This window comes from Kitasatospora sp. CM 4170, from assembly GCF_032110285.1.
GTDB classification, from domain to species: domain Bacteria; phylum Actinomycetota; class Actinomycetes; order Streptomycetales; family Streptomycetaceae; genus Kitasatospora; species Kitasatospora aburaviensis.
Genome location: NZ_CP134877.1, coordinates 787,587 through 812,330, shown reverse-complemented (window position 1 = coordinate 812,330; position 24,744 = coordinate 787,587). Strand labels below are relative to the sequence as shown.

The window sequence follows — 24,744 nt, the reverse complement described above, 5'->3', positions numbered from 1 at the left end:
AATGGGAAGAATTTGCTCATCAGTTACATGATTCGCGCAAGTCCCTTCCGTTCCGGGTACGAATCTGACAGCATCGTCCGCTATCCGGTGATCAAGTGCCGGTGATCATCACTCCGGCTCGCGACGGGCGCTCTTCCCCGGCCGGACCCTGTCCGGGTCGGTCGGGCCGCTGCGCGGTAGCCGGGGGGATTCGTCAGGGGGAGGAACGGGATGCTCGGCTTCGTCGTGCGCCGGTTGCGCGGGCGACTTCCGCTGGCCGGTGCCGTCCTGCTCACCGTGCTGATCACCACGGCGGTGCTCACCGCGCTGGTGGCGTTCAACCGTACGGTCGGGGAGGCCGGGCTGCGCCAGTCCCTGCAGGGGGGTGGCCATGCGCGGACCACGGTGCTGGTGACCGGCGAGCACGGTCTCGACAAGCGGTCGGCCGACGACGCGGCGGTCACCGCCTACGGCAGCGGTCTCTTCGGCGGCATCTCCGTGCGGACCGACACCGTCGCCCGCAGCCGTTCGTACGGTCTTCCGGCCGCCGGCGGCACCACCGTTCCCGCCACCGCACCCGCCACGGCACCCGCGGGCACGGCCGCCGGAGCGAAGGCCGCGGACCTCACGCTGCTCGCCTCCCTCGACCGCGGCCGCGCCCGCCTGCTGGCCGGTGTCTGGCCCGCGGCCGTCCAGCGCCCCGCCCAAGGCAGCCCCGTCCAGGGCAGCCCCGCCCAGGCGCCGGTCGAGGTCGCCGTGCCGCAGACCACGCTGGCCCGGCTCGGCCTCGACGCCGGGGCCCTGCCCGCCGAGGTCAGGCTCGACGACCGCCTCGACGGCCGGACGCTCACCGTCCGCATCACCGGCGTCTACCGCGCCCAGGACCCCGCCGACACCTACTGGCGGCTCGACACCCTGGGCGGCCGGGAGATCCAGACCGGCGGCTTCACCACCTACGGCCCGCTGCTGGTCGACGACTCCGCCTTCACCACCGCCGCCGTCCCGCAGAGCAGCCGCGGTTGGCTGCTCGGCGCCGACTTCGCCGGCCTCCGCGACTCGGAGGCCGCCGCCGTCCGGGACCGCGCCGCCGGCCTCGCGGGCGACCTCACCAGGGCGACCGGGCTGCAGGTGCGGACCGAACTCCCGGTGATCCTCCAGGAAGTGGAGTCGAGCGCCCTGGTCGCCCGCTCCACCCTGCTGATCGGCGCCCTCCAACTCGCCGTCCTGGCCGGCGCGGTGCTGCTGCTGGTGGTCCACCTGATGGCCGCCCGGCAGGAGGGCGAGAACGCCCTGCTGGCCGCGCGCGGCGCCTCCGGAGCCCGCCTCGGCGTCTTCTCCGCCACCGAGTCGCTGCTGCTCGCCCTGCCCGCCGCGCTCCTCGCACCGCTCTGTACGCCGCTGCTGCTCGGCGCGCTCGCCGGCCGCGGCCCGCTCGCCCGGGTGCCGCTCGACACCGGGCTGAGCTGGACGCTCTGGCCGATCGCCGCCGCCTGCGCGCTCGCCTGCGTCCTGCTCACCACCGCGCCGACGCTGGTGCGCGGGGCCGGCGGCGCGGTGCTGCGCCGCGCGGGCCGGCGCCAGGCGCTGGTCGCCGGCGCGGCACGCTCCGGCGCCGACCTCGCGGTGGTCGGCCTCGCCGTCCTCGCCTACTACCAACTGGCCCACTACGAGGGCGGGCTGTCGGCGGACGCGGACGGCCGGCTGAACCTCGACCCGGTCCTGATCGCCGCCCCCACCCTGGCACTCGGCGCCGGCACCCTGCTGGTGCTGCGCCTGCTCCCGCTCGCCGCCCGCCTCGGCGGCCGGATCGCCGCCCGGGGCCGCGGCCTGGTGCCCGCCCTGGCCGGCTGGCAGCTCGCCCGCCGCCCCGGCCGCGCCGCCGGCCCGGTGCTGCTGCTGGTCCTGGCGGTCTCCACCGGTGTGCTGGCGCTCGGCCAGCAGAGCACCTGGTCCGCCTCCCAGCGCGACCAGGCGGCCTTCGCCACCGCTGGCGGCCTGCGGATCACCGGATCGCAGCTGCCCGCGATGGGCCAGGCCGGCCGGTACGGTGCGCTGCCCGGGGGTGACCGGCTGATCCCGGTGATCCGCCAGGAGTACTCGCTGGCGGACGGCGCCCCCGCCCAGCTGCTGGCCCTCGACGCCGCGGGCTTCGCCGACCGCGTCCCGGTCCGCCCCGACCTGCTCGGCGGGCAGAACCGCCGGGACCTCTACGCCCCGCTCGCCGCGCCCCCGCTCGCCGCGCCCGCGCCTGCCGGGGCCGGAGCCGGGGCCACGCCCACGTCCGCCGGGGCCGGAGCCGGGGCCGGGGGCGGCGTGCCGCTGCCGGGCACGCCGGCCCGGATCGACCTCGACCTCACCAACGAGCCGTCGGCAGCGGCCGGTCTCCCGCCGGAGGCCTGGGTCCTGCTGCGGGACCGCTTCGGCGACACCTTCCGCGTCCCGCTGACCGGCGTCCCCGCCCGCGGCAGCGCGGTGGCCTCCGCCGACCTCGCCGCCGTCGCCGGTGCCCCGGTCGGCACCCCCGCCGCACCGCTCGGCCTCGTCGGCCTGGTCCTCGCCCTCGGCACGGAACAGGGCCCGCCCCTCGTCGGGGAGTTGAGCGTCCGGGGGATCGCCGTCGCCGACAGCGCGACCGGGCCGGCCACCGCCGTCCCGGCCCCGGCCGGCCTGGCCTGGAGGACCAGCACCGCCCCCGGCGAGGCCGGCTCCGGCTCCGAGGTCCTGCCGGACCGGCCGGGACGCCTGTTCGGGCTCCGGTACGCGCCCGGGAACACCGGAGTCCGCCAGGCCGTCCTGGTGCCCGCCGGCCCCGAGACCCCGGCCGTACTGCCCGGCCTCGCCACCCGCAGCTACCTCGCCGGCATCGGCGCGGCCGTCGGCGACACCGTCCAGGTGACGCTCGGCGCCAACGCCCTGAAGGTCAGGATCACCGGCGTGGTCGACTCGGTGCCGGTCGCCGGCAGCACCACCCTGGTCGTCGACCTCGCCGCCACCGGACGCCTGCTCGCCGCCGGCGGCCGCCAGCTGCCCGCCGTCACCGAGTGGTGGCTGCCCGCCACCGGGCCGGACGACCCGGTGCCCGCCCGAGCGGCGGCCGCGCTGCGCGACACCCCCGGCGGGCAGCAGCTGCTGCTCGACTCGGAGGTCGCCGACGGCCTGCTCGCCGACCCGCTCAGCGCCGCCCCGCAGGGCGCCCTCGCCGCCATCGCCCTGGCCAGCACCGTGCTGGCCGCCATCGGCTTCGCCGCGGCCGCCGCGGCCTCCGCCCGCGAGCGTGCCGCCGAGTTCACCGTGCTGCTGGCCCTCGGCACCCCGAGGCGGTGGCTGCTCCGCACCGCCGCCGCCGAACAGGCCGTCCTGGTCCTGCTGGGCGGCCTCGTCGGCCTCGGCCTCGGCGCCCTGATCGTCCGCCTGATCGTGCCGCTCCTGGTGCTCACCCCGGCGGCCCGCCGGCCGGTCCCCGAGGTGCTGGTCGACCTGCCGCTCGGCTGGTCGCTGCTGCTCACGGCCGCGATCGGCGTCGTACCCCTGCTGTCGGCCTTCCTGATCGGACGCAGCCGTCGAGACGTGGCCGCCCGGCTGCGGCACGTGGAGGAGATGTGACCACCCCGGCCGACACCCGTACCCCCCGCCCCGCCGGGGCCCGGCCGACGGCCGCCCACCGGCCCGCGCCCTGGGTCCGCACCCGGCTGCGGTCGGGGCGGGTCGCCGCCCTGCTCATGGCGGCGCTCGCGTTCGGCACCGTCCTCCTCGCCGCGGCCTTCCCGCGTGCCCTCGACCGGGGGACGGACGACGCGCTGCACCAGTTCCTGCGCGACCGGGGCCCGTCCTGGAACAACCTGCTCGCCACCTCCAGCCACCCGTACGCCACCTCCGACCCCCGGGCCGACGCCGCCGACCTCGACGAGGTCGCCCGGAAGCTGGAGTCCCGCCCTGGAACGACGTTCCGCTACGGGGGGCCGGGCCCGGTGTACGGGGCGCGCGCCGACAAGCCCCGCCCGCTCGCCAACCTCGACTACGCCCGCCCCGGCGAGGTCTCGCCGAAGCTGGGCCTGATGTACCTGCCGGGCATCACCGAGCGGGTCACCCTGGTGGCCGGGAGCTGGCCGACCGGCGCCGGCAGCCTGCCGGCCGGCCAGGCGGGCGCCGGCGGCCCGGCCGACCCGGTGCCGGTCGCGCTCAACAGGAGCGCGGCCGCCACCATCGGCATCCACCTCGGCGACATCCTCCTCGGCGGCGAGAGCGAGGCCGACCGGGTCCTCGCCCGCGTGACCGGCCTCTACAACGTCAACGACCCGAACGACCCGTACTGGGCCGACCTCGGCTGCTTCGACCACGCCTGCGCACAGGGCAACCCCCACGTCTTCTTCGCGACCGACGGTCTCGTCTCCGTCGAGGGGATGGGCAGACTCGCCGAATGGGGCGTCCACACCACCGACTTCTGGCGGCTGCCCGTCGACACCGGCGCCCTGCACGCCCGCAACCTGCCGGAGACCGGCCGGGAGATCACCGGATTCCTGAGCGGCCCCACCCGCGGCGTGCTGGCCACCTCCACCGGCCGGGAAGACCTGACCATCACCTCGCAGCTGCCCGTCGCGTTCGACCAGGCCGTCGCCCGGCAGAACGCAGCCGCACCGCTCGCCGCGATCGGCCCCGCCGGCCTGGCCGGCGTCGGCGCCGTCGTGCTCTTCCTGACCGCCGGCCTCACCGCCGACCGGCGCACCGCCGAACTGCGGCTGCTCCAGGCCCGCGGCGGCTCCCGCGGCGGCGTCCTGCTGCGGCTGATCGGGGAGGGCGCGGTGACGGTGCTGCCCGCCGCCGCGGCGGCGACCGCGCTGGCCCTCTGGCTGGTACGGACCCCGCGCTGGACGGAAGCCGTCCTGGCCGCCCTCGCCGTCACCCTGATCGCGCTGTTGGGCTTCCCCGTCCGCGCGGCGACCTTCTGGTCCAAGCCGCGCCGGACGGGCGGGGCGCGTCGACTGGTCGGCGAACTCCTGGTCCTGGCCGTCACCGCCGCGGCCGTGCTGGAGGTCCGCCGACGCGGCGTCGCGCCGGCCGGACAGGAGCCCGACGTGCTCCTGGTCGCGGCCCCGCTGCTGCTCGCCGTCACCGGCGGTCTCGCGCTCGCCAGGCTCCAGCCGGCCGTGGTCGGGGCACTCGCCCGGGTGGCCGGACGGCGCCCCGGTCTGATCGGCTTCCTCGGGCTGGCCCGCGCCGCCCGCGGCACCGGCGGCCGGGCCCGGCCCTCGCTGCTGCCCCTGATCGCGCTGACCCTGGCCGTCACCACGGCGGGTTTCGGTGCCACGGTGCTGGACGCGGTCGACAGCACCCGGGTGCGCGCCGCCCGGGGCGTCGTCGGCGGCGACGCGGCCGTGAGCACCCCCACCGGTGTTTCGCTGCCGCCGAAGTTCACCGAGGCCGCCGCCGCCATGCCCGGCGTCCGGCTCGCCACCAGTGTCTGGTGGGAGAGCGAGGTCTTCCTCCTCGGCAGCGACGCCGGGCCGGTCCGGGTCAGCGCCCTGGTCGTCGACCCGCAGGCCTACGCCGAGCTGTCCAGGAGCGTCGGCCGCGGCGCGTTCGACCCGGCCCTCCTCGCCGGCGGTGCAGGCGGTCCCGACGCGCCGCTGCCCGCCCTCTTCAGCACCGCGCTGGGCAAGCAGCTCGGCGGAGACGACTACCGGTTGCGGCTGCCCAGCGGCTGGGAGCTCAAGGCCACGGTCGCCGGCCGGATCGGTGCCACGCCCGCGCTGATCGGCGACGACCGGAAGTTCGTCGTGCTGCCGTCCGGGCCCGCGGTCGCGCAGCACGCCGAACTCGGGCAGCCCAACCTCTGGTTCGGGGTGGGCGACATCGACGAGCGGCAGCTGAAGCGGGTGGTGCGTGAGCTCGCGCCGCCGATGGCCTGGCAGGTCTCCTTCGGTGAGCGCCAGGGAACGCCCCTCCCCGCCGGGGCGTCCGGTTCGCCGTCCGCGTCCGCGTCCGCGACCGCGTCCGCGTCCCCGACCGCGACCGCGTCCGCGTCCGGGGCGGCCGCGCCGCCGGCCGGCGCCGGCCCGAACACCGGTGGTGACGACGCCGCCGAGGCCGACGCCGTACCGAGCGGCTACCTGGTGCGCACCAGCGGCACCCTGGCCGCCGAGTTCGCCGCCGACCCGCTCCAGCGCTCGGCCGGCCGGCTGTTCTGGGCCGCCGTGATCGGCGCCGCCGGGTTCGCGCTGCTCGCCGTCCTGCTGACGCTGGTCCGGACCGCACCCGAACGCGCCGCCCTGCTCGCCCGGCTGCGCACCATGGGCCTGCGCCCCCGGCAGGGCCTGGCCCTGATCCTCGCCGAGACCGTGCCGCAGACCCTCGTCGCCGCCGTCGGCGGCGGCCTGGTGGCGCTGGCCGCGGTGGCCCTGCTCGGCCCGGCGTTCGACCTCTCCCTCCTGGTCGGCGCGGAGGTCCCGCCGGGGCTGGAGCCCGCGGTGCTGCCGGTCCTGCGCCAGGTGCTCGGACTGGTGGCCCTGGTCACCGCCGGCGTGCTCGCCGAGGCGCTGATCGCCGGACGGCGGCACATCGCCACCGAACTGCGGGTGGGGGACCAGCGTTGACGAACAGTGGACGGGCCCGGCCGCACGACCGGGCGGGCGGCAAGGGAATCGGCCCGCGGCCCCCGCGGACACAGGCGCGCCCCGGCGCAGCGGCGACAGGAGACCAGCGGTGAACAGCCTCCCCCAGAGCCGGACGGTCGAGCCGGCCCCCAGCCTCCAGGAGCTCCAGGAGCGCGCGCTCGCCGCCGCCCGGCCCAAGGCCCCCGGCGGGGACGCGGCGATCGTCTGCGACCGCCTGGTGCGCATCTTCTCCACCGAGGGCATCGAGGTGCAGGCGCTCCAGGGCCTGGAGCTGACCATCCAGCAGGGCGACCTGGTGGCGCTGGTGGGCGCGTCCGGCAGCGGCAAGTCCACCCTGCTCACCATCCTGGCCGGGCTCGACGTGCCGACCGCCGGCACCGCGACCGTCGCCGGCCGGGATCTGCTGGAGATGTCGGCCCGCGACCGGCTGCGCTACCGGCGCGAGGTCGTCGGCTTCATCTGGCAGCAGACCGCACGGAACCTGCTGCCCTTCCTGACCGCCGCCGAGAACATCGCCCTGCCGATGCAGCTGCGCGGCCGCAAGGCCGGGCTCGGCAGCAGGCAGAAGGCCGCCCGGGTGGCCGAGCTGCTGGAGGCGCTGGAGATCGGCGACCTCGCCCACCGCCGCCCACGTGAGATGTCCGGCGGCCAGCAGCAGCGCGTGGCGATCGCCGTGGCGATGGCCAACAACCCGCCGGTGCTGCTCGCCGACGAGCCCACCGGCGAGCTCGACTCGGAGACCGGCGCCGCGATCTTCGAGGCCTTCCGCACCGTCAACCGCGAACTCGGCGCCACCGTCGTCATCGTGACCCACGACCCGATGGTGGCGGGCGAGGTCCGCCGCACGGTCGCCATCCGCGACGGCCGCACCAGCAGCGAGGTGCTGCGCCGGACGGTGACGGACGAGCACGGCGAGGAGTCGGTCAACGAGCGCGAGTACGTGATGCTGGACCGGACCGGCCGGGTGCAGCTGCCGGTCAAGTTTCTGGAGGCGCTCGGCATGGAGCACCGGGTCGCGGTGGACCTGGCCGCCGACCACATCGAGGTCCGCCCGGACGACATCCCCGGCCACTGAACCCCGTGACGGTAGGCCGGGGGCGGGCCGGTCGCAGGCCCCCGGCCTACCGGTGGCCGACAGGGCCCCGGCTGCGCGCGGCCGTCAACGATCCGTGCCCAGCACGGCATCGGCGACCAGGCGGGCCACCGCCTCCGGCTGCTGCACCATCAGCAGGTGCCCGGCGTCCGGGACCACCCGCAGGTCGACGGAGGGGCAGGCCTCCAGCGCGGTGCGCTCCTCGTCCGTCAGCCCCACGTCGTCGTGCTCGCCGCGGATCACCCGGGCCCGGGCGCCGGAGTCGCGCAGCAGCGGTACCAGCGAACCGTGGCGGTCCAGGTACGCGAAGTACTCGGCCATCGCCCGGCGGCAGAACGGGGCGGAGTTCTTCTGCAGGTCCGCGAGCAGGGCGGCCCGGCGGTGCTCGGGGATCTCGTTCGCCAACGCCTTGGGCGCGAGCCGGAGCATCCCCGACCAGACCGGGCCACCGAGGCCGGGCACGTGCCCGAGCGTGTTGGTGACCGCCAGTGCCCTGGACTCGTCCGGCCGCGAGAACGTCGGCGAGAGCAGCACGACCGGCCCGGAGAAGCGGCCGCCGGCCACCATCTCCATCGCGATGTTCGCGCCGATGCTGTGCCCGACCACGGCCGTGCACCCGTGCTCGGCCGCGAAGGCGCCGGCCAGCGCCGCGTAGTTCTCCATCGACACGTCCTCCGGCGCGGCCGTGCCGGCGTAGCCCGGGACGGTCGCCGCGATCAGCCGGACCGGTGCCCCGGCGAGCGGCGGCGCGGCCATCATGTCCTCGAAGAAGGCTGTGCTGCACAGCGCGCCGGGCAACAGCAGGACGCGCTGCGGGGCGTCGGCGGGACCCGACTCCCGGACGTCCCACGCGGTGAATGGTGCGGTGCCGCTCATGGCCCCTCCGTCTCGTTCGACTCCCGCAGTCTCCCGCCCGGCCGCCCCCGGGACGGCCACCTTGGGCCGGGTGCGGCATGTCGCGGGCGGTGAGGCCCGCGGGCGCGGTGGGACGACGCGGGCCTCGTCCGGCGCGGTGGGACGACGCGGGCCTCGTCCGGCGCGGTGGGCATCCCGGCCCGCTCGGCGCCGCCGCGGGTCCGTCAGCTCTCGCCGGGGCGGCGGAACAGGCCGCTGCGCTCGGCGTCGTCGCGCAGGGTGTCCGGCGGTCCGCCCCGGCCTCTGCCGCCCTCCTCTTCCGCTCCTTCGCCGCCGTCGTCCCGGGCGGTGCGGTCCCCGCGGGCGGCGGCCGTGCAGAGGGCGAAGACGAGCAGGGCGCTGGCCGCCACGGCGAGGATGCCGAGCGCGGTCAGGACGCGGAGCCAGGTCACGGAAGGTGCCTCCTGGGGACGGACGGTGCGAGAGGGGTATCGGCACGTCGGTCCGTGAGGTCGAGCGGACACGGGCGGTTTCGCCGGCCGCCCGCTGCGGTGTCGGGCGCGCACGCGGGCGTTGGAGGCGTCCGGGCGTACGATGCCTTCCTTCGTGCGCCCCCGGATCCGCCCGCACGCCGGTCTGCACGCCCGGCGCCCTACCCGGCCTGGGCCCTGCCGTCCGGCCCCGGCCCCGGCCCCGGTTCCGCTCCCGCTTCCGACCCCGCTCCTTCTCCCGACCCCGGCTCGGCCTCCGGCAGCAGTGCCCGCAGCGCCGCGAGGTCCGGCTTCCCCGTCTCGGCCAGCGGCAACTCCGGGAGCACCAGGATCGTCGTCGGATCGCAGAGCGGACCGCCGCGCTCCTGCATCCACCGGTGCAGCTGCCGCTCCGTCACCGGCGCCCCGGGCGCGGTGGTCACCGCGGCGTGCACCCGCTCCAGCCGGTCCCGGCCGGTGGTCGCGAACATCACCGCCTCCCGCACCGCCGGGTGCGCCAGCAGCGGCTCCTCGACGTCGTGCGGATAGATGTTGTGCGCGTCCACGATCGCCATCGCATCCCGCCGCCCGGCCACGGTCAGGTAGCCGGACCGGTCCAGCCGGCCCAGGTCGCCGGTGTACAGCCAGCCGTCCCGCAGCACCCGCGCGGTGAGCTCCGGGTCCCGCCAGTAGCCCGTCATCGCCGTCGGCGTCCGGACGCAGATCTCGCCGAGGGCGCCCACCGGGAGCAGCGCGCCCGCCTCGTCCACGATCCGCACCTCGGTGTCGGGCAGGGGCCGCCCGGCGGTGCGGAGCAGCCGCGGATCGAGGTGCTCGTCCGGCGTCAGCCTGGTCACCGGACCGGCCTCCGTCAGGCTGTAGGTCTGGTGCATCACCCGGCCCAGCCGGCGGGTGGCCTCCGCCAGGCGCTCCGGGGCCGCCGCGCAACCGGTGTAGGTGACGCGGCGCAGGCTCCCGGTGTCGGTGCCGGGCAGCGCGGGGTGGTCGAGGACCTGGTACAGCAGGTGCGGCGGCAGGTAGACCCGCGACACCCGGTACCGCTCGATCGCCTCCAGCACCGCCCCGGCCGCGAACCCGTCCTGCAGGACGACCGTGCCGCCCGCCGCCAGTGCCAGATCGGCCGTGGTGCCGCCGCCGTGGCCGAGCGCGGTGCAGAGCAGAAAGGTGGACGCGGCGATCAGCTCCGGTCGCGGCGGCCGGGCGAAGCGGCGCCGGACGCCCTTGGGCCGGCCGGTCGAGCCGGCGGTGAAGCGCACCGCCATCACGTCGTCCGGCCGGTACGCGGGGGCCGGCGGGGCGGGGGAGAGCGGGGCGGCCAGCTCCAGCAGGTCGGCACCGAACGCGCTCGGACCGAGTGCCAGCACCAGCGCCTCCGGCAGCGCCGCCGCGATCCGGCGCGCCGCGCCGGTGCCCCGGGCCGGGTCGAAGACGAGGGCCGCCGTCCGCGCGTTCTCGGCGAGGGCGACGAGGTCCGCCACCGGGCGGTCGGCGTGCAGCACCGCGACCCGGCAGCCGATCAGGTTCGCGGCCGGCCGCACCAGCAGTGCCTCGGGGGTGTTCCCGGCCAGCAGGGTGACCCCGTCGCCGCGCCCCAGCCCGGCCGCGGCCAGCGCGCGGGCCAGCCGGTACACCGTCTCCAGGCACTCCCGGGCGGTCACCGCACCCTCCCCGTGGCGGATCGCCACCCGCTCCGGTGCGCGGGCCAGTCCGTCCAGCACCATGGCGGTGTACGTCGCCACCCCGGGCCCGGCGCCCGCCCCCGCTACCAGCGTCCCCGTCACGTCCCGTCCTCCGCCGGTGCCCGTCCGTCCGAATGAGCTGACAGTGCATCACATCGCCGGGTGGTCGGCGTGCGCAGGGTACGGGGGTGCGTCCGCGGGCGCGCCCCGCGGGTCCGGGCGCGCCGGGAGCGGGCCGGTGTTGTTAAGGTTCCGGCTCGGGTAGAGACCGGGGAAGTGAGCACGATGAACACGCCGACCACGCCGACCGCGCCGGGCGGGCAGACCGCAGGACGGCAGGGGGCGCAGGCAGCGATGGAACCGCAGGGCCTGGTCGACCTCCGGGGCGAGGCGGGAGCCTCCTTCGCCGTCCACTACCCGCCGGACGCCGTCGTGGTCGTCTCCGGCCTCCCCGGCAGCGGCAAGAGCACCCTGCTGCGCCGCTGGTCGGAGCAGGCCCCCGCGGTCGCCACCGTCGACCCCCGCGCCGTCCACGAGGCCTGCGAGGCGCTGATGCCGGCTGCTCTGCCGTACGCGGTCTACCGGCCGTGGGCGCGGCTGGAGCACTTCCGCCTGCTGCGCGCCTCGGTCCGCCGGGGCGGACCGCTGCTGGTGCACGACTGCGGCAGCCGGGCCTGGATGCGCCGCTGGCTCGCCCGCGAGGCCGGCCGCCAGGGCCGCGTCCTGCACCTCGTGCTGCTGGACGTGGGTGCCGTCACCGCCCTCGCCGGGCAGCGCGAGCGGGGCCGCTGGGCACCGCGCCGGGCCTTCGCGCGGCACCGCCGCGGGCTCGACCGCCTGATCGCCGGGCTGACCCGGCACGCCCGGGGCGGAGCCCCGACCCCCACCCCCGAGGCGGCCTCCGTCCTCCTGCTCGACCACGTCTCCCGCGCGCGGGCCGCCGCCGCCCGCTTCGGGCCGCCGCCCGCCGGGCGGTAGCCGCCGGCGCCGCGCCGCTCTGCAACGCCCCCGCGCCGTCCCGCCCCGCGCCGTCCCGCCGTGACCGATCCGCCGTGACCGCTCCGGTTCGGACGGACGGTCAGGAGGGGGCCGGAGCGGTGGGAGTGGGCGGAGTGGAGACTGGGGAGGAAGTGATCAACCGATTCCCGTCGCAGAGAGGCCGCTTCGCATGCCCGGCACCACCGCCACCACGAACTCCTGGTTCCGCCGCTTCCACCCCGCCGACACCGCGCCCGCGCGAGTCGTCCTCTTCCCGCACGCGGGCGGCACGGCGACCTACTTCTTCGACTGGGCCGCCGAGCTGTCGCCGTACGCCGACGTGCTCGCCGTCCAGTACCCGGGTCGGCAGAACCGGTACCACGAGCCGGTCGTGGACTCGATCGCGGAGCTCGCCGACGGCGTCCACCGGGCGCTGCTGCCCTGGGCCGACCGGCCGCTGACGCTCTTCGGGCACAGCATGGGCGCGGCGGTCTGCTTCGAGGTGGCCCGCCGCTTCGCCGCCGCCGGCGGGCCCGCGCCGGTCCGCCTGTTCGTCTCCGGCAGCCGGGCGCCCTCCCGCCCCCGGGACGAGGCCGTGCACAAGCTGTCCGACGAGGAGCTGTTCGGGCGGGTGGCCGCGCTGGGCGGCACCGACCAGCGGGTGCTGGACGACCCGGAGCTGCGTGCGCTCGTCCTGCCGTCGCTGCGGGCCGACCACGCCGCGATCGAGACCTACCGGTGCGGGCCGGACGCCGTGGTGCCGCAGCCGATCACCGCGTTGACCGGTGATGCGGACCCGCGCGCCAGCCTGGAGGAGGTGCAGGACTGGGCCGGGCATACCACCGGCGGCTTCGAGATGCGGGTCTTCCCGGGCGGCCACTTCTATCTGGCGGAGCAGCGCCGTGCGGTGCTGGACGTGCTGGTGGAGCACCTGGAGGGGTGAGCGCGGGGCCCGGCCGGTCGGGGGCCGGTCCGGGCCCCGGCCGGCCGGCTCCGGCGGGGTCCGGCCGTGGCGGTCGGTGCACGCCCAGTGGCGGTCGGTGCGCAAACGGGGTGGCTGATCGTCATGACATCAAAAGTTGACACTGTTGTGACAAGCCGTCATGCGTAAAGCCTTCCCCAAGTGTGCACGGTTCTGGCATGTTGCGTTCAACACCTGCGTGATCCCCTCACACGCGGGCCGATCGGAGGACGCACTTGTCACCCCTGATATCCCGGCGACTGGGTCGCCCGGCCGCCGCTCTCGCCGCGCTCTCGGCGATGGCGCTCGCCGCCCCCGCCACCCTCGCCACCGCGGCGACCGCCACCCCCGCCGGCACGACCCCCGCCCCCGCGGCCGGTGCCGACCGGGTCCCCGGCGCCGCCGCCGCCCCGGCCCCCGCCGCGCCCCGCGCCGCAGCCGGCTGGGCCGCCGGGACCCGCTCCTACCTGGTCATCAGCGCCCCCGCCGACACCACCGCCGCGAAGGCCGCCGTGGCGGCCAACGGCGGTACGGTCTTCGCGAGTTACGACGCCATCGGCGTCGTCGTCGCCCACTCGACCTCGGCCTCGTTCGCCACCGCCCTGCGCGTCGTCGCGGGCATCCAGAAGGTCGGCGCGACCCGCACCTCCGACGTGCCGGCCGACGCCTACGCCCCCGCCCTGCCGGCCAACCCCGCCCAGTCGGCGACCACCCTCACCGAGTCCAACCGCTGGGACATGACCCAGATCAAGGCCGACCAGGCCTGGGCCGTGAGCACCGGTTCGCCCACCGTCAAGGTCGGCGTGCTGGACACCGGCGTGGACGACCAGCACCAGGACCTCGCGCCGAACTTCGACGCCGCCGACTCGGCCTCCTGCGCCTACGGCAAGGCCGACACCCGCACCGGCGCCTGGCGCGACGTCGACACCCACGGCACCCACGTCGCCGGCACCATCGCCGCCGCCAAGAACGGCAAGGGCGTCGTCGGCGTGGCCCCGGGCGTGAAGATCGCCTCGGTCCGGATCGCCGAGCCGAGCTCCACGCTGTTCTACGCCGAGAACACTGTCTGCGGCTTCGTCTGGGCCGGCGACCACGGCTTCAAGGTGACCAACAACAGCTACTACACCGACCCGTGGCAGTTCAACTGCCCGGACAACCTCGACCAGGCGGCCATCATCGAGGGCGTCAAGCGCGCCCAGGAGTACGCCGAGGGCAAGGGCTCGCTGCAGGTCGCCGCCGCCGGCAACTCCAACTACGACCTGGCGAACAAGACGACCGACTCGGAGAGCCCCAACGACTCCACCCCGGTCACCCGGACCATCACCAACGCCTGCCTCGACATCCCGACCGAGCTGCCCGGCGTGGTGACGGTCGCTGCCACGGGCAGCGGCAGCGGCAAGGCGTCCTACTCCAACTTCGGCCGGGGCGTCATCGACGTCGCGGCCCCGGGCGGAGACGGCGCGACCGGCGTCTACTCCACCCTGCCCGGCGGCAAGTACGGCTCCAAGAGCGGCACTTCGATGGCGTCCCCGCACGTCACCGGTGTGGCCGCGCTGATCGCGAGCGCCAACCCGACGTTCACCCCGGCGGACATCCGGGCCAAGCTGGCCGCCCAGGCCAACGACCTGGCCTGCCCCTCGGACAGCCGCTGCACCGGCACCACCGCGAACAACGGCTTCTTCGGTGAGGGCCAGGTCGACGCGCTGAAGGCGGTCGGCGGGAGCGTCCCCCCGACCGGCAAGTACTTCGAGAACCTCTCCGACGTGGCGATCACCGACAACGCCACCGTGGAGAGCCCGATCGCCGTCACCGGCGTGACCGGCAACGCCCCGGCCACCCTCAAGGTCGGTGTGGACATCAAGCACACCTACCGCGGTGACCTGGTGATCTCGCTGGTGGCCCCCGACGGCGCGGTCTACCTCCTGGAGGACTTCCCGAACAGCGACAGCGCCGACAACGTCGCCAAGACGTACACCGTGGACGCCTCGGCGAGCGCGGCGAACGGCACCTGGAAGCTCCGGGTCAAGGACGGCGCCTCGGGCGACGTCGGCACCGTCGACGCCTGGAACCTCACCTTCTAGGCAACCCGCCGGCACCACCCACCCGCGCTCCGCCGCCCCCTCCGGGCGGCGGAGCGCACGCCGTTGCGGCGCCGGCACGCCGTCGGCCGGACAGGGCCCGGGCGACCACCCGGGGTTCCCGGGCGTGCGCGGTGCGTTCCGGGCAGGCAGTGGGGTGAGGGCGCGGGGCGGACGGGGAAGGATGAGGGGCAGGGTCAGTTGTCGGATTCTGCTGCTGCGGAGGACCGATGCGCCGGGACGGACGGTTGGCGAACTCCTTACTCGCGTTCCTGAGCCGCGACTGGGCGGGAGTGCCGGTCGCGCTGGTGGTGGCCGGGGTGGGCGGCGGCCTCCTCGCACTGGGGGCGACCTGGGCGGTGGCACTCGGTGCTCTGCTGGTGGCCGTCGGTGCGGTGCTGCTCGCCGGGGCCGTGCGGCACCTGGTGCTGACGGCCCGCGAGGCGAGGGCGCGCCCGGCGCCGGGGACGCTGGTCGACGTGGGCGGCCACCGGATGCACCTGCTCGCCGAGGGGGACGCCGGGGGCGGGCCGACCGTGGTCTGGGTGCCGGGCGGACACGCGCCCGGCGAGGAGTTCCGCCGGCTGCACACGATGACGGCGGCCCGGACCCGCTCGGTGCTGGTCGACCGGTTCGGCACGGGCTGGAGCGAGGTCGGCCCCTTCCCCCGGACGACGGCCGCGGAGGCCGAGGAGCTGCCGGCCGCGCTGGCCGCGGCGGGCGAGCGGCCCCCCTTCGTGCTCGTCGGCCACTCCTTCGGCGGACTGCTGGTCGCGAACGTGGCCAGGCGCCACCCGGACCTGGTGGCCGGGGTCGTGCTGCTGGACCCGACGCCGCTGGAGGTCATCGCCTTCGCGCCGCCCAACCCGCTGGTCGCGGGGATGCGCCGGGGCTTCCTGCGCGAGGCGGTGCGGCACCTGTTCGGCGCACACCGCGGCGCCGGCGGCCGGAGCGGACAGCACTGCGCCGCGGCATCGATCTTCGCCGAGCTCTCGCCGTCCGGTCTGGCCGGGGTGGGCTGGGAGACCGTGGTGTACGACGGGGATCTCGGGGACCTGCCGCTGGTACTGGTGATACCCCGGGACCTCGTGGGCGGCGAGGCGGTGCTGGCCGGTGCCCGGGACGCGGTCGAGGCCGAGCGGATCAGCGGCTTCTACCTCCGGAGCAGGGTCCGGTACCTGGCGGCGTCGACGGCCTCCCGGCTGGTGCACACGCCGGACGGCACCGGCCACGACTTCCCGCGGGAGGCGCCCGAGTTCGTGGTCGGCGTGGTCACGGACGTGGTGCGGGAACTGCGGGTGGCCAGTCCGCGACCGTCCGCGCGCCCGGTCGGCCCGTGACCGTCCGCGTGCCGGGCCGGCCCGTGAGCGTCCGCGTGCCCGGTCAGCCCATGACCGTCCGCGCGGCGTCCGCCCGGACCGCCCGCCGGCGTGAGAAGGCACCCAGGTCCACGACGTTGCCGGTGTGTTCGCAGCGGTACCGGACGGGTTCGCGGTCGTGGTCGTGGCCGGCCTCGACCCGGTCGATCAGGGCCGCGAGGTAGCGGCCGACCAGCGGGGCGTTCTTGAACTGGTTGCCGCTGGTGCCCATCGCGACGTAGTAGCCGTCCAGCTCGGTGCGGTCGTAGATCGGGGTCCAGTCGTCGGCGGCGTCGTACACGCCCGCGACCCCGAGCGGCCGGCCGGGGACGCCGATCTCCGGGAAGCGGCGGGCCGCCCGGGTCACCTGCGCCCGGAAACGGCGGGCGGTGGGGCGCGGGTCGGCCTCGTCCGGGTCGTCGATCCACTCCGGCGGGTCGCAGGCCGGCTGCGTGCCGCCGACCAGCAGCTGGCCGCCGGAGGCCGCGCGCAGGTAGGTGCCGAGGTCCAGGTCGGCGACGACGGGGCCGCCGCCGGTGGTGTACCCGCTCGGCGCGGCGACCTGGTGGACCTCCTCGCGCAGCGGGCGCACGCCGACCGTGAAGTCGCTCCCGACGCCCGCCAGCCGGTTGAGCCCGCCCGACCACGGTCCGGCGGCGTTGACCACGACCGGCGCGGCGATCCGCGCCCCGTCGGCCAGGCGGACGCCCACGACCCGGTCCGCCTGCCGGTCGACGGCCACCACGGTGTGGTGGAACAGGAAGCGCGCGCCCAGCCCGCCCGCCGCGTCGGCGAGGTTCTGCGCGGCGAGCTGCGGATCGTCGACGAACCCGGCGTCCGGGGTGAACACCGCCCCGAGCTCTCCGGCGGGGCCGGCGAAGAAGGCGTCGTCGTCCACCGGCTTCGGCGGCCAGTACCGCCCGGGGTCGATCCCGGGAAGGCGCCCGCGCAGCGTCGGGGCGTCCCACCGCTCGTACGGGACGCCGGCGCGCTCGAACAGGGTGGTGGCGGCCGACAGCCCGGCGCCGGGGGCGTCGAGCAGCACGGCGCCGGTGCGGCGGAGGGCGGCGAGCGGACGGTGGCCGCCGAGTCGCAGGTGGTCGGGCCAGGACGCCCAGAGGTGGCGGGCCTCCCAGGCGGTGGCGACGCCGTCGAAGGTGGAGTAGTTGAACCGGATGATCGCGCTGGAGGCGCCGGTGGAGCCGTGGCCGGCCGCGCCGGCCTTGTCCACGACGACGACCTGCCGTCCGGTGCGGGCGAGTTCGAGGGCGACGGCGGCGCCGATCACCCCGGCTCCGACCACCACCGCGTCCGGTGGACCGATGGTCATGAGGACCTCCCGGAGGACGGTGCACCGTCCCGCGACGAACCGGACAGACGGGGAACGGCGGCGAGCAGGGCCTTGGTGTAGGGGTGTTGCGGGGCGTGCAGCAGGGCCTGCGTGGGGCCCGCCTCGACGATCCGCCCGCGGTGCATCACGGCCACCGCGTCGGAGACGTAGCAGACCGCGGGCAGGTTGTGGCCGATGAACAGCATGGACAGGCCCAGCCGCCGCTGCAGGTCGCGCATCGTGTTGAGGACCGCCGCCTGCACCGAGACGTCGAGGGCCGAGGTGATCTCGTCGGCGATCAGCAGGCCGGGCTCGACGGCCAGGGCGCGGGCGATGGCGACCCGCTGGCGCTGCCCGCCCGACAGCTGCCCCGGCAGGCGGTCGGCGAGCCGGGGGTCCAGCCCGACGAGTTCGAGCAGGGCGGTGACGCGCAAGGCCCGGGCCCGCCGGTCGGGGCGGTGGAAGACGGTGGCCGCTTCGGTCAGCGTCCGGCGGACGGTCATCCGCGGATCCAGCGCGGTGTCCGGATCCTGGAGGACGACCTGGACCTGCCGGCCCAGCCGGCGCCGGGCGCGGACGGTGCGGCCGCGGACCTCCCGGCCGTCGACCAGGATCCGGCCGCCGTGCACGGGGGCGAGGCCCACGACCGCGCGGGCCAGGCTGGACTTCCCGGAGCCGGACCCGCCCACCAGCCCGAGCGTGCTGCCGGTCGGGACCTCCAGCGAGACGCCGTCCACCGCGGTGACCGGACCGCGCGGACCGTCGTGGCGCACGGTGAGGTCGAACACCTGAAGGGTGGTCAAGGTGCGATCGCCTCCGCGGGCAGCGGGAGCCAGCACGCGACCCGGTGGGCCGCGTCGAGGCTCTCCAGCGGGGGCGGCTGCTCGGCGCAGCGGTCCTGGCGGCGGGGGCAGCGGGGCTCGAACGCACAGCCCGGGGCGGGCACGAGCGGATCGGGCGGCGCGCCCGGCACGGTCGGCAGCGGCCGGTCGCGGTCCGCGGTGAGGTCCGGCACCGACGCGACCAGCGCCCGGGTGTAGGGGTGCCGGGCGTCGCTGGCGAGCCGGTCGGCGGGCAGCGCCTCGACGACGGTGCCCGCGTACATCACCAGGACCCGGTCGCAGAACCCGCCCACGAGAGCGACGTCGTGGCTGATGAACAGGACGGCGGCGGAGGTGTCGCGCCGGAGGTCGGAGAGCAGCCCGGTGATCTGCCGCTGCACGGTGACGTCGAGGGCGGTGGTCGGCTCGTCGGCGATGACCAGGCCCGGCCGCACCATGAGCGCGGCGGCGATCATCACGCGCTGGCGCTGGCCGCCGGAGAGCTGGTGGGGGCGGGCGCGCAGCACCGCCGGGGGGAGGGCGACCCGGCGCAGGGCGTCCGAGGCGTCCAGGACGGCCTCGGTGCGGCCCGCGCCGCGGTGCGTCCGGACGGCCTCGGTGAGCTGGGTGGAGACCCGCAGTGACGGGTTGAGGGCCGTGGCCGGGTTCTGGAAGACCATCGCCAGGCCGGTCGCGAGACGGCGGTCGCGCTCCTTCGGCGTCATGGCGGCGAGGTCGGCGCCGAGCAGCCGCAGGGTTCGCCGGGACACCCGGGCGCGGTCCGGGAGCAGGTCGGCGATCGCGAGCGCGGTGAGCGACTTGCCGGAGCCGGACTCGCCGACGAGCCCGACGATCTCGCCGGTGCGCAGGGACAGGCTCACGCCGCGCACCGGCCGGATCGTCCCGGCCGGGGTGGGGAGTTCGACGCAGAGGTCCTCGACCTGGAGCACGAGGCCGTTCTCGGCGGGCCCTTCTCCGGCCTTCGGCCGGGGGGACCCCCATGGCGCGGTCGGCGGCGGGGCGGTGCGGGGTGCCGGGCTGCGCCGGGCGGCGCCGCCGGCCAGGACCTCGCCGAGCAGTTGGAACGTCACCGCCGCGTAGAGGACGGCCAGGCCGGGGGCGAGCGCGGGCAGCGGCTGTGCGTAGACGCGGTCGAGCCCCTGGTTGAGGAGCTGTCCCCAGTCGTAGCCGGGCGGCTGCACGCCGAGGCCGAGGAAGCTGAGGCCGGAGAGTGCGACGAGGGCCGTGCCCGCTGCCGTGGTGGTGCTCAGCAGCAGCGGCTCGGCGATGTTGGGCAGGACGTGCCGGTGGAGCAGGCGGTGCCGGCGCAGGCCGAGGACGCGGGCGGCGGCCAGGTGATCGGTGCCCGCGACGCCGGCGGCGAGCGTCTGGGCGAGCCGGGCGAAGCCGGGGACGCCCGCGACGGCGAGCGCGAGCACGGCTCCGCCGGCGCCGGCGCCGAACACGACCGCGAGGAACAGCGCGACCAGCAGTGCCGGGAAGGCGAGCAGCAGGTTGATCAGCGCGGTGACCAGCCGGCGGGCGCGGGGGCCGACGACGGCGGCGGACGCCCCGAGCAGGACGCCCGGGGCCGCGCCGAGCAGGACGGCCGTCAGCGCGAGCAGCAGGGAGGGCCGGGTGGCCGTCAGGACCCGGGCGAGCACGTCCCGCCCGAGGTTGTCGGTGCCGAAGGGGTGCGCCGCGGAGGGGCCCTCCAGCACCGCCGAGGGGTCGGGCCGGTCGGCGGCCGCGCCCCAGAGGAGCGGGCCCGCCAGCGCGAGCAGGACCAGGGACGCCAGCATGACCGCCGTGACCAGCGCCAGGGGCGAGCGGGGGCGGCCGGGTGGAGGGGGCACGGTCACGTCTCCCGGATCGTCGAGCGCGGGTCGAGCAGGGCCAGCAGGACGTCGACCAGGAGGCCGGCGAGCAGCACGGTGGTGCCCAGGATCAGCACCATCGCCTGGACCACCGGGTAGTCCTGGGCGACCACGGACTGCGCCATCGCCGAGCCGATGCCGGGCCAGGCGAAGACCTTCTCGACCAGTACCGTGCCGGCGATCATGGCGGGCAGCAGGCTCCCGGCGACGGTGAGCGAGGCGGTCGCCATGTTCGGCGCCGCGTGCCGCAGGTACCGGCGGGCGGGGGAGAGGCGCTTAGCCCGGGCGGTGCGCAGGTAGTCCTCGTCCAGCACCTTCAGCGCCTCCGCCCGGACGATGCGCGCCAGGACGGCAGTGGGCGCGAGGGAGAGCGCGAGGACCGGCAGGACGAAGGACTCGGCGCCCGTCGCGCCGGCCACCGGGAGCAGCTGGAGGCCGACGGCCAGCAGCGCGGTCAGCCCGGCGGCCAGGACGAAGTCCGGCACCCCGGCCAGCCCGGCGGTGACCGCCGTGAACGCCAGCTCGGTGCGCGGATGCCGGCCGTCGCGGGTGCGGACGGCGGCGAGCAGGCCGCAGGGCAGTGCGACCGCGAGGGTGACGGCGAAGGCGAGGCCGGCGATCTCCAGGGTGGCGGGCAGCCGGGTGCGGACCAGTTCGGCCACGGGTGTGTCGGTGACCAGCGAGGTGCCGAGGTCGCCGTGCAGCAGGCCACCGAGGTACTGGCGGTACTGGGCGAGGAATGGCGCGTCGAGCCCGAGCCGGTGCCTGCGGGCGGCCACCAGCGCGGGGGCGGCGTCGACGCCGAGCGCGGCCCGGACCGGGTCGCCGGGGACGAGGCGGATCATCGCGAACGACGCGGTGAGCACGACCCCGAGGGAGACGAGCAGCCGGGCGGCGCGGCGGCCGAGGAAGGCCGTCCAGGGGTGCCGCAGCAGCCGGGGCACGGACACGGTGGCTCCCCCGGTCACTGGTGGAGGCGGATGCTGGTGGGCACGAGCTGTCCGCCGAAGGTGGTGGCGAAGGTGGTGCGGCGGCCGTAGACGGTGCTGCGGCCGTCGGCGATCGGCAGGGCGTCGGCCGAGCGGAGGAGTGCGGCGGTGGCCCGGTTCCAGGTGTCGCAGCCGGCGGTGTCCGGCTCCTGGAGGGCCTGGGCGACCAGCGCGTCGTACGCGGGGTTGGTCACGCCCGCGAAGTTGAGGCCCTCGGCGGGGGCGGGGCCGGAGAAGAACGGGACGAAGCCGACCGGCAGGGCGAACCCCGGTGAGGTGCCGACCACGACGTCGAAGTCGCCGCTGCGGTACATGGCGTTGACGAGGGCGGGCAGGCTCTCGGTGACCAGCCTGACGTCCGCGCCGAGCGCCGTCCAGCTGCGCGCCATCAGCTCGGCGACGGACGGCAGGGTGGGGCCGAGGTCGGGGCTGGTGATCAGGCGCAGCCGCAGCGGCCGGCCGTCCCTGGTCAGCGGGCCGTCGCCGGTGCGGGTCCAGCCGGCGGCGCGCAGGGCCCCGGCGGCGTCCTGCGCCGGCAGGTTGGCGGCGGCGAGGTCCGCGTGGCAGACGGCGCCCTCGGCGCCGAAGTCGGTGGCGGGCCGGCCGGTGCCGCCGACGGCGACGTTGGCGAGCCCCTGGCGGTCGAGCGCCGACACCAGGGCCCGGCGCAGTGCCGGGTCGGCGAGCACCCGGCCGGGGCGCTGGTTGAGGAAGGTCAGCCCGACGACGGTCGCCACGTCGGTGGTGGCGAGGCCGTGGCCGGTGAGCCGGGACCGGTCCGGTCCGTTCACGTTCGCGATCTCGACGCCCCCGGTGAGCAGCAGGTTCGCCGCCGTGGACGCCTGGGGCACCACCGAGACGACGATGCGTGCGGGGAGGCCGGGCTCCGCCGTCGTCGCCCCGGCGGGCCCCCAGGCGTAGCCGTCGCGGACGGTGAACTCGTACGGACCGCCGGGCGTGTAGCGGGTCAGGACGTACGGGCCGGTGCCCTGGGTGGCGCGGTCCAGCGACCCGGGGCGGTCGAGTCCGGCCGGGCAGACGACGGGCAGCAGGCCGAGCGTGCGGGTGAGGAAGGGGAACGGGGTGGCGGTGGTCGCGGACACCGTGCCGGTCGCGTCGTCGGCGCTCGCGGTGAACGGGACGTCGGGGAGGACGGTCCGCGCACCGGCGAGCTGGTTGGCCGGGTCGCCCGCGTACGTCAGCGCCCTGGCCACCGCGGAGGCGGTGAGGGGCGTGCCGTCGGAGCAGGTGATGCCCGGGCGGAGGGTGAAGGCGGCCGTGGTGGTCGTGGCCCGCCAGGACGAGGCGAGGCCGGAGACCAGGCTGCCGTCGGCGGCGAGGTTGACCAGCGAGTCGTACGCGTAGCGGGCCTGGGCGGCGCCGAAGGCCGAGTACGGGTCGAAGCTCGGGGTCTCGCTGGACACGGCGATCCGGACGGTCCCGCGCTCGACCAGGGGCGTGGTCGTCGAGGACCGGGCGGCGCTCGCGCAGCCGGCCAGTGCGGCGGCGGTCACGGCGACCACCAGGGGGACCGGCAGGGCGCGACGGGGCATGGCGCCATGGTGCCACCGGGCCTTGCCGGTGGCGAGTCAACTCGTCTACGTAGAAAGGTCGTTCGAGTCGCCCGAAAGGCCTCCCGCCTGGCCTCCGGCGGTGGGCGCGGGCGACGGCGGCCGCCGCGCCTCACCCGTTCGAGGGACAGCGGCGCCCCGGCTCGGCCGTCCGGACCGCCGGACGGGTCCGCCGTCGCCAGACTGGCCGCATGAGCACGAGGACGAACGAACCGGGCCGCGCTATCGGCCGTCTGGCGGACCGCTACTGGGAGTTCCTGCTGGAGCGGGAACCGCTGCTGAGGGTCCGCCAGGGGCTCCCGGTCGAGACGCTGCCGGGGGCGTCGCTCGCCGAGGCCGAAGAGCGGGCGCGGTTCGCCGGCGGTGTGCTGGACGAGGTGCGGGCGCTCGACGGCGCGGAGCCGTCCGGCGCCGACGCGGACACCGCCGCCTTCCTGGCCGGGCTGGCCGAGCAGGAGCTGAGCGCCTTCCGCTGCCACTGGCTGACGCCCGCCGCCACGCCGTACCGGCTGTTTCCGCTCTCGCTGTACACCGACGCGGTGCTGCGGACCTTCCGGTTCGCCGAACCGCCGGACGCCGATCGGTACTCGGCACTGGTCCACGAGCTGGCCCGGGTGGTCGGCTCGATCGGCGACAAGGCGGCGGCGCAGGCCGCCCGCGGCTTCCGGGTGCCCGCTCCGGCCCTGGCCGGGGCGCGTACCACCATCGCGAGCCTGCGGGCCTCCGTGGCGCGCCGGGTCGAGGTGGGCGAGGACCGGCTCGGTGCACTGGGTCCGGCCGGGCGCGGACGCCTTCGGGACGCCGTACAGCGCCTGGTGGACACCGAGTTGGCGCCGGCCTTCGACCGCCTGCTCGCCCTCGTCGACGACCCCTCCTACCTGCGCGAGGCGCCGCCGGAGGTCGGCTGGGCGCGGTACCGGGGAGGCGAGGAGGCGTACCGGGAGTTCGTCCGGACCCACACCGGGGACGGCGCCGCGCCGGAGCGGCTCCACGAACTCGGCCGCGACCAGTGCCGGGAGCTCGCCGAGCGGATGCGGGAGGTGCGGACGACCCTGGGCTTCCCCGGCCCCGAGGAGGAGTTCCACGACCGGCTGCGGACGGAGCCCCGGCTGTACGCCCGGACGCCGGAGGAGGTCGAGGCCCGGTTCCGCGGCCACCTCGACCGGCTGGCCCCGGTGTTGCCGCGGTGGTTCGCCGCCCTGCCCGCCGCGCCGTACGGGCTGGCCCGGCTGGACCCGGCGCTGGAGGCCGGGATGACCTTCGGGTACTACGAGCCGCCGACCGCGGCCGGCCCGATCGGGCGCTACCGCTACAACGGCTCGGACCTGGACCGGAGGTCGCTGCTCGGCTCCGCCTCCCTGATCTACCACGAGCTGGCGCCGGGGCACCACTTCCACCTCGCCCGGCAGGCGGAGAACCACGCGCTGCCGCAACTGCGCCGCGAGGTAGCGGAGTTCGGAGCGTTCAACGAGGGCTGGGCCGAGTACGCGGCCGGCCTGGGCTGGGAGATGGGCCTCTACGACGATCCGTGGGACGCCTACGGGCGCCTGGCGCAGGAGCGCTTCACGGCGCAGCGCCTCGTCGTCGACACCGGGCTCAACCTCGGGACGATGGACCTGGAGCAGGCGCGGGAGTTCATGCGGGCCAACTCCACCGAGGCGGACGGCCAGATCGCCTCCGACCTGCTGCGGTACTCGACGGACCTGCCGGGGCAGGCGCTCTCCTACCGCGCGGGCTTCCTGGAGTTCGGGCGGGTGCGGGCCGACGCCGAGGCGGAGCTGGGCGCCGGGTTCGACGTGCGGGCCTTCCACGAGGCGGTGCTGGGAGGCGGCGGGCTGCCGTTCCCGGCCCTCCGGCGGCGGGTCGCGCGCGAACTCGACATCAGTCATTGAGTACGAAGATGTGACGAGCATTCTTTGTCATGGGGTGCACGCGCAATGCACTTTCACGCGGGACGGTGGTGAGCGCTCGCACGGGTGAACCCGGGAAAGGCGTTCGACTCCGACGGGCATGGTTCGACTACGGTGACCGGAAGACCGGGCGGCGGACGCCATCGACCTGGAATTCCGTTCA

The 24,744-nt window shown here is 76.4% G+C and carries 16 protein-coding genes; 8 read left to right on the top strand and 8 right to left on the bottom strand.

Features of this window, described 5'->3' with window-relative positions; translation table 11 throughout:
• Window positions 1–210: 210 nt before the first annotated feature.
• From RMN57_RS03615 to RMN57_RS03605, 3 genes are all read left to right on the top strand, one after another.
• Window positions 211–3,582 carry an FtsX-like permease family protein gene (locus RMN57_RS03615; protein ID WP_313761889.1) on the top strand — a complete coding sequence of 1,124 codons (3,372 nt, stop codon included), beginning with the start codon at window positions 211–213 and terminating at the stop codon, window positions 3,580–3,582.
• Window positions 3,579–6,569, top strand: a complete 2,991-nt coding sequence (locus tag RMN57_RS03610; protein WP_313761888.1) for a hypothetical protein — start codon at window positions 3,579–3,581, stop codon at window positions 6,567–6,569. Before RMN57_RS03615 ends, RMN57_RS03610 begins: the two co-directional genes overlap by 4 nt.
• A gap of 109 nt (window positions 6,570–6,678) precedes the next feature.
• On the top strand, window positions 6,679–7,665 hold the full coding sequence (locus tag RMN57_RS03605) for an ABC transporter ATP-binding protein (protein ID WP_313761887.1): 987 nt from the start codon (window positions 6,679–6,681) through the stop codon (window positions 7,663–7,665).
• A gap of 84 nt (window positions 7,666–7,749) precedes the next feature.
• Here the strand turns inward: RMN57_RS03605 and RMN57_RS03600 are convergent, their stop codons facing one another.
• The 3 genes from RMN57_RS03600 to RMN57_RS03590 all read right to left on the bottom strand — a co-directional run bounded on the left by RMN57_RS03600 (window position 7,750) and on the right by RMN57_RS03590 (window position 10,810).
• Entirely contained in the window at window positions 7,750–8,559 is an 810-nt protein-coding gene (locus tag RMN57_RS03600) for an alpha/beta hydrolase (RefSeq protein WP_313761886.1), read from the bottom strand.
• Between the two features lie 203 nt (window positions 8,560–8,762).
• Window positions 8,763–8,990, bottom strand: a complete 228-nt coding sequence (locus RMN57_RS03595; RefSeq protein WP_313761885.1) for a hypothetical protein — start codon at window positions 8,988–8,990, stop codon at window positions 8,763–8,765.
• Between the two features lie 200 nt (window positions 8,991–9,190).
• Window positions 9,191–10,810 carry an AMP-binding protein gene (locus tag RMN57_RS03590; protein ID WP_313761884.1) on the bottom strand — a complete coding sequence of 540 codons (1,620 nt, stop codon included), beginning with the start codon at window positions 10,808–10,810 and terminating at the stop codon, window positions 9,191–9,193.
• A 183-nt stretch (window positions 10,811–10,993) separates the two neighbouring features.
• On the opposite strand from RMN57_RS03590, the gene RMN57_RS03585 reads away from it, so the two are divergent.
• From RMN57_RS03585 to RMN57_RS03570, 4 genes are all read left to right on the top strand, one after another.
• The gene (locus tag RMN57_RS03585) at window positions 10,994–11,686 is read left to right on the top strand and encodes an AAA family ATPase (protein ID WP_313767704.1); all 693 of its coding nucleotides are present in this window, start codon (window positions 10,994–10,996) and stop codon (window positions 11,684–11,686) included.
• Between the two features lie 190 nt (window positions 11,687–11,876).
• Window positions 11,877–12,629 (top strand): alpha/beta fold hydrolase, encoded by a 753-nt coding sequence (locus tag RMN57_RS03580; RefSeq protein ID WP_313761883.1) that lies wholly within the window; start codon window positions 11,877–11,879, stop codon window positions 12,627–12,629.
• 254 nt (window positions 12,630–12,883) lie between these two features.
• The gene (locus RMN57_RS03575) at window positions 12,884–14,728 is read left to right on the top strand and encodes a S8 family serine peptidase (RefSeq protein WP_313761882.1); all 1,845 of its coding nucleotides are present in this window, start codon (window positions 12,884–12,886) and stop codon (window positions 14,726–14,728) included.
• A gap of 245 nt (window positions 14,729–14,973) precedes the next feature.
• Entirely contained in the window at window positions 14,974–16,065 is a 1,092-nt protein-coding gene (locus tag RMN57_RS03570) for an alpha/beta hydrolase (protein ID WP_313761881.1), read from the top strand.
• A gap of 43 nt (window positions 16,066–16,108) precedes the next feature.
• Here RMN57_RS03570 and RMN57_RS03565 read toward each other — a convergent pair whose 3' ends face one another.
• Genes RMN57_RS03565 through RMN57_RS03545 form a run of 5 tightly spaced genes read right to left on the bottom strand, consistent with a single transcriptional unit; the run spans window position 16,109 to window position 22,653 of the window.
• Complete coding sequence (locus RMN57_RS03565) at window positions 16,109–17,413, bottom strand: FAD-dependent oxidoreductase (protein WP_313761880.1); 1,305 nt, start codon at window positions 17,411–17,413, stop codon at window positions 16,109–16,111.
• The gene (locus RMN57_RS03560; protein WP_313761879.1) at window positions 17,410–18,216 is read right to left on the bottom strand and encodes an ATP-binding cassette domain-containing protein; all 807 of its coding nucleotides are present in this window, start codon (window positions 18,214–18,216) and stop codon (window positions 17,410–17,412) included. Before RMN57_RS03560 ends, RMN57_RS03565 begins: the two co-directional genes overlap by 4 nt.
• The gene (locus RMN57_RS03555) at window positions 18,213–20,090 is read right to left on the bottom strand and encodes an oligopeptide/dipeptide ABC transporter ATP-binding protein (protein WP_313761878.1); all 1,878 of its coding nucleotides are present in this window, start codon (window positions 20,088–20,090) and stop codon (window positions 18,213–18,215) included. Before RMN57_RS03555 ends, RMN57_RS03560 begins: the two co-directional genes overlap by 4 nt.
• Window positions 20,091–20,092: 2 nt before the next feature.
• Window positions 20,093–21,061, bottom strand: a complete 969-nt coding sequence (locus RMN57_RS03550; RefSeq protein ID WP_313761877.1) for an ABC transporter permease — start codon at window positions 21,059–21,061, stop codon at window positions 20,093–20,095.
• A 14-nt stretch (window positions 21,062–21,075) separates the two neighbouring features.
• Complete coding sequence (locus tag RMN57_RS03545; protein WP_313761876.1) at window positions 21,076–22,653, bottom strand: ABC transporter substrate-binding protein; 1,578 nt, start codon at window positions 22,651–22,653, stop codon at window positions 21,076–21,078.
• A 209-nt stretch (window positions 22,654–22,862) separates the two neighbouring features.
• On the opposite strand from RMN57_RS03545, the gene RMN57_RS03540 reads away from it, so the two are divergent.
• Window positions 22,863–24,563: a DUF885 domain-containing protein gene (locus RMN57_RS03540; RefSeq protein ID WP_313761875.1), complete on the top strand. Its 1,701-nt coding sequence runs from the start codon at window positions 22,863–22,865 to the stop codon at window positions 24,561–24,563.
• Window positions 24,564–24,744 lie beyond the last annotated feature (181 nt).

Bases quoted from the DNA above. Each gene is read 5' to 3' on its own strand.
- RMN57_RS03540 (WP_313761875.1), top strand. From the start codon at position 22,863: ATGAGCACGAGGACGAACGAACCGGGCCGCGCTATCGGCCGTCTGGCG.
- RMN57_RS03585 (WP_313767704.1), top strand. From the start codon at position 10,994: ATGAACACGCCGACCACGCCGACCGCGCCGGGCGGGCAGACCGCAGGA.
- RMN57_RS03615 (WP_313761889.1), top strand. From the start codon at position 211: ATGCTCGGCTTCGTCGTGCGCCGGTTGCGCGGGCGACTTCCGCTGGCC.
- RMN57_RS03600 (WP_313761886.1), bottom strand. From the start codon at position 8,559: ATGAGCGGCACCGCACCATTCACCGCGTGGGACGTCCGGGAGTCGGGT.
- RMN57_RS03545 (WP_313761876.1), bottom strand. From the start codon at position 22,653: ATGCCCCGTCGCGCCCTGCCGGTCCCCCTGGTGGTCGCCGTGACCGCC.
- RMN57_RS03565 (WP_313761880.1), bottom strand. From the start codon at position 17,413: ATGACCATCGGTCCACCGGACGCGGTGGTGGTCGGAGCCGGGGTGATC.
- RMN57_RS03580 (WP_313761883.1), top strand. From the start codon at position 11,877: ATGCCCGGCACCACCGCCACCACGAACTCCTGGTTCCGCCGCTTCCAC.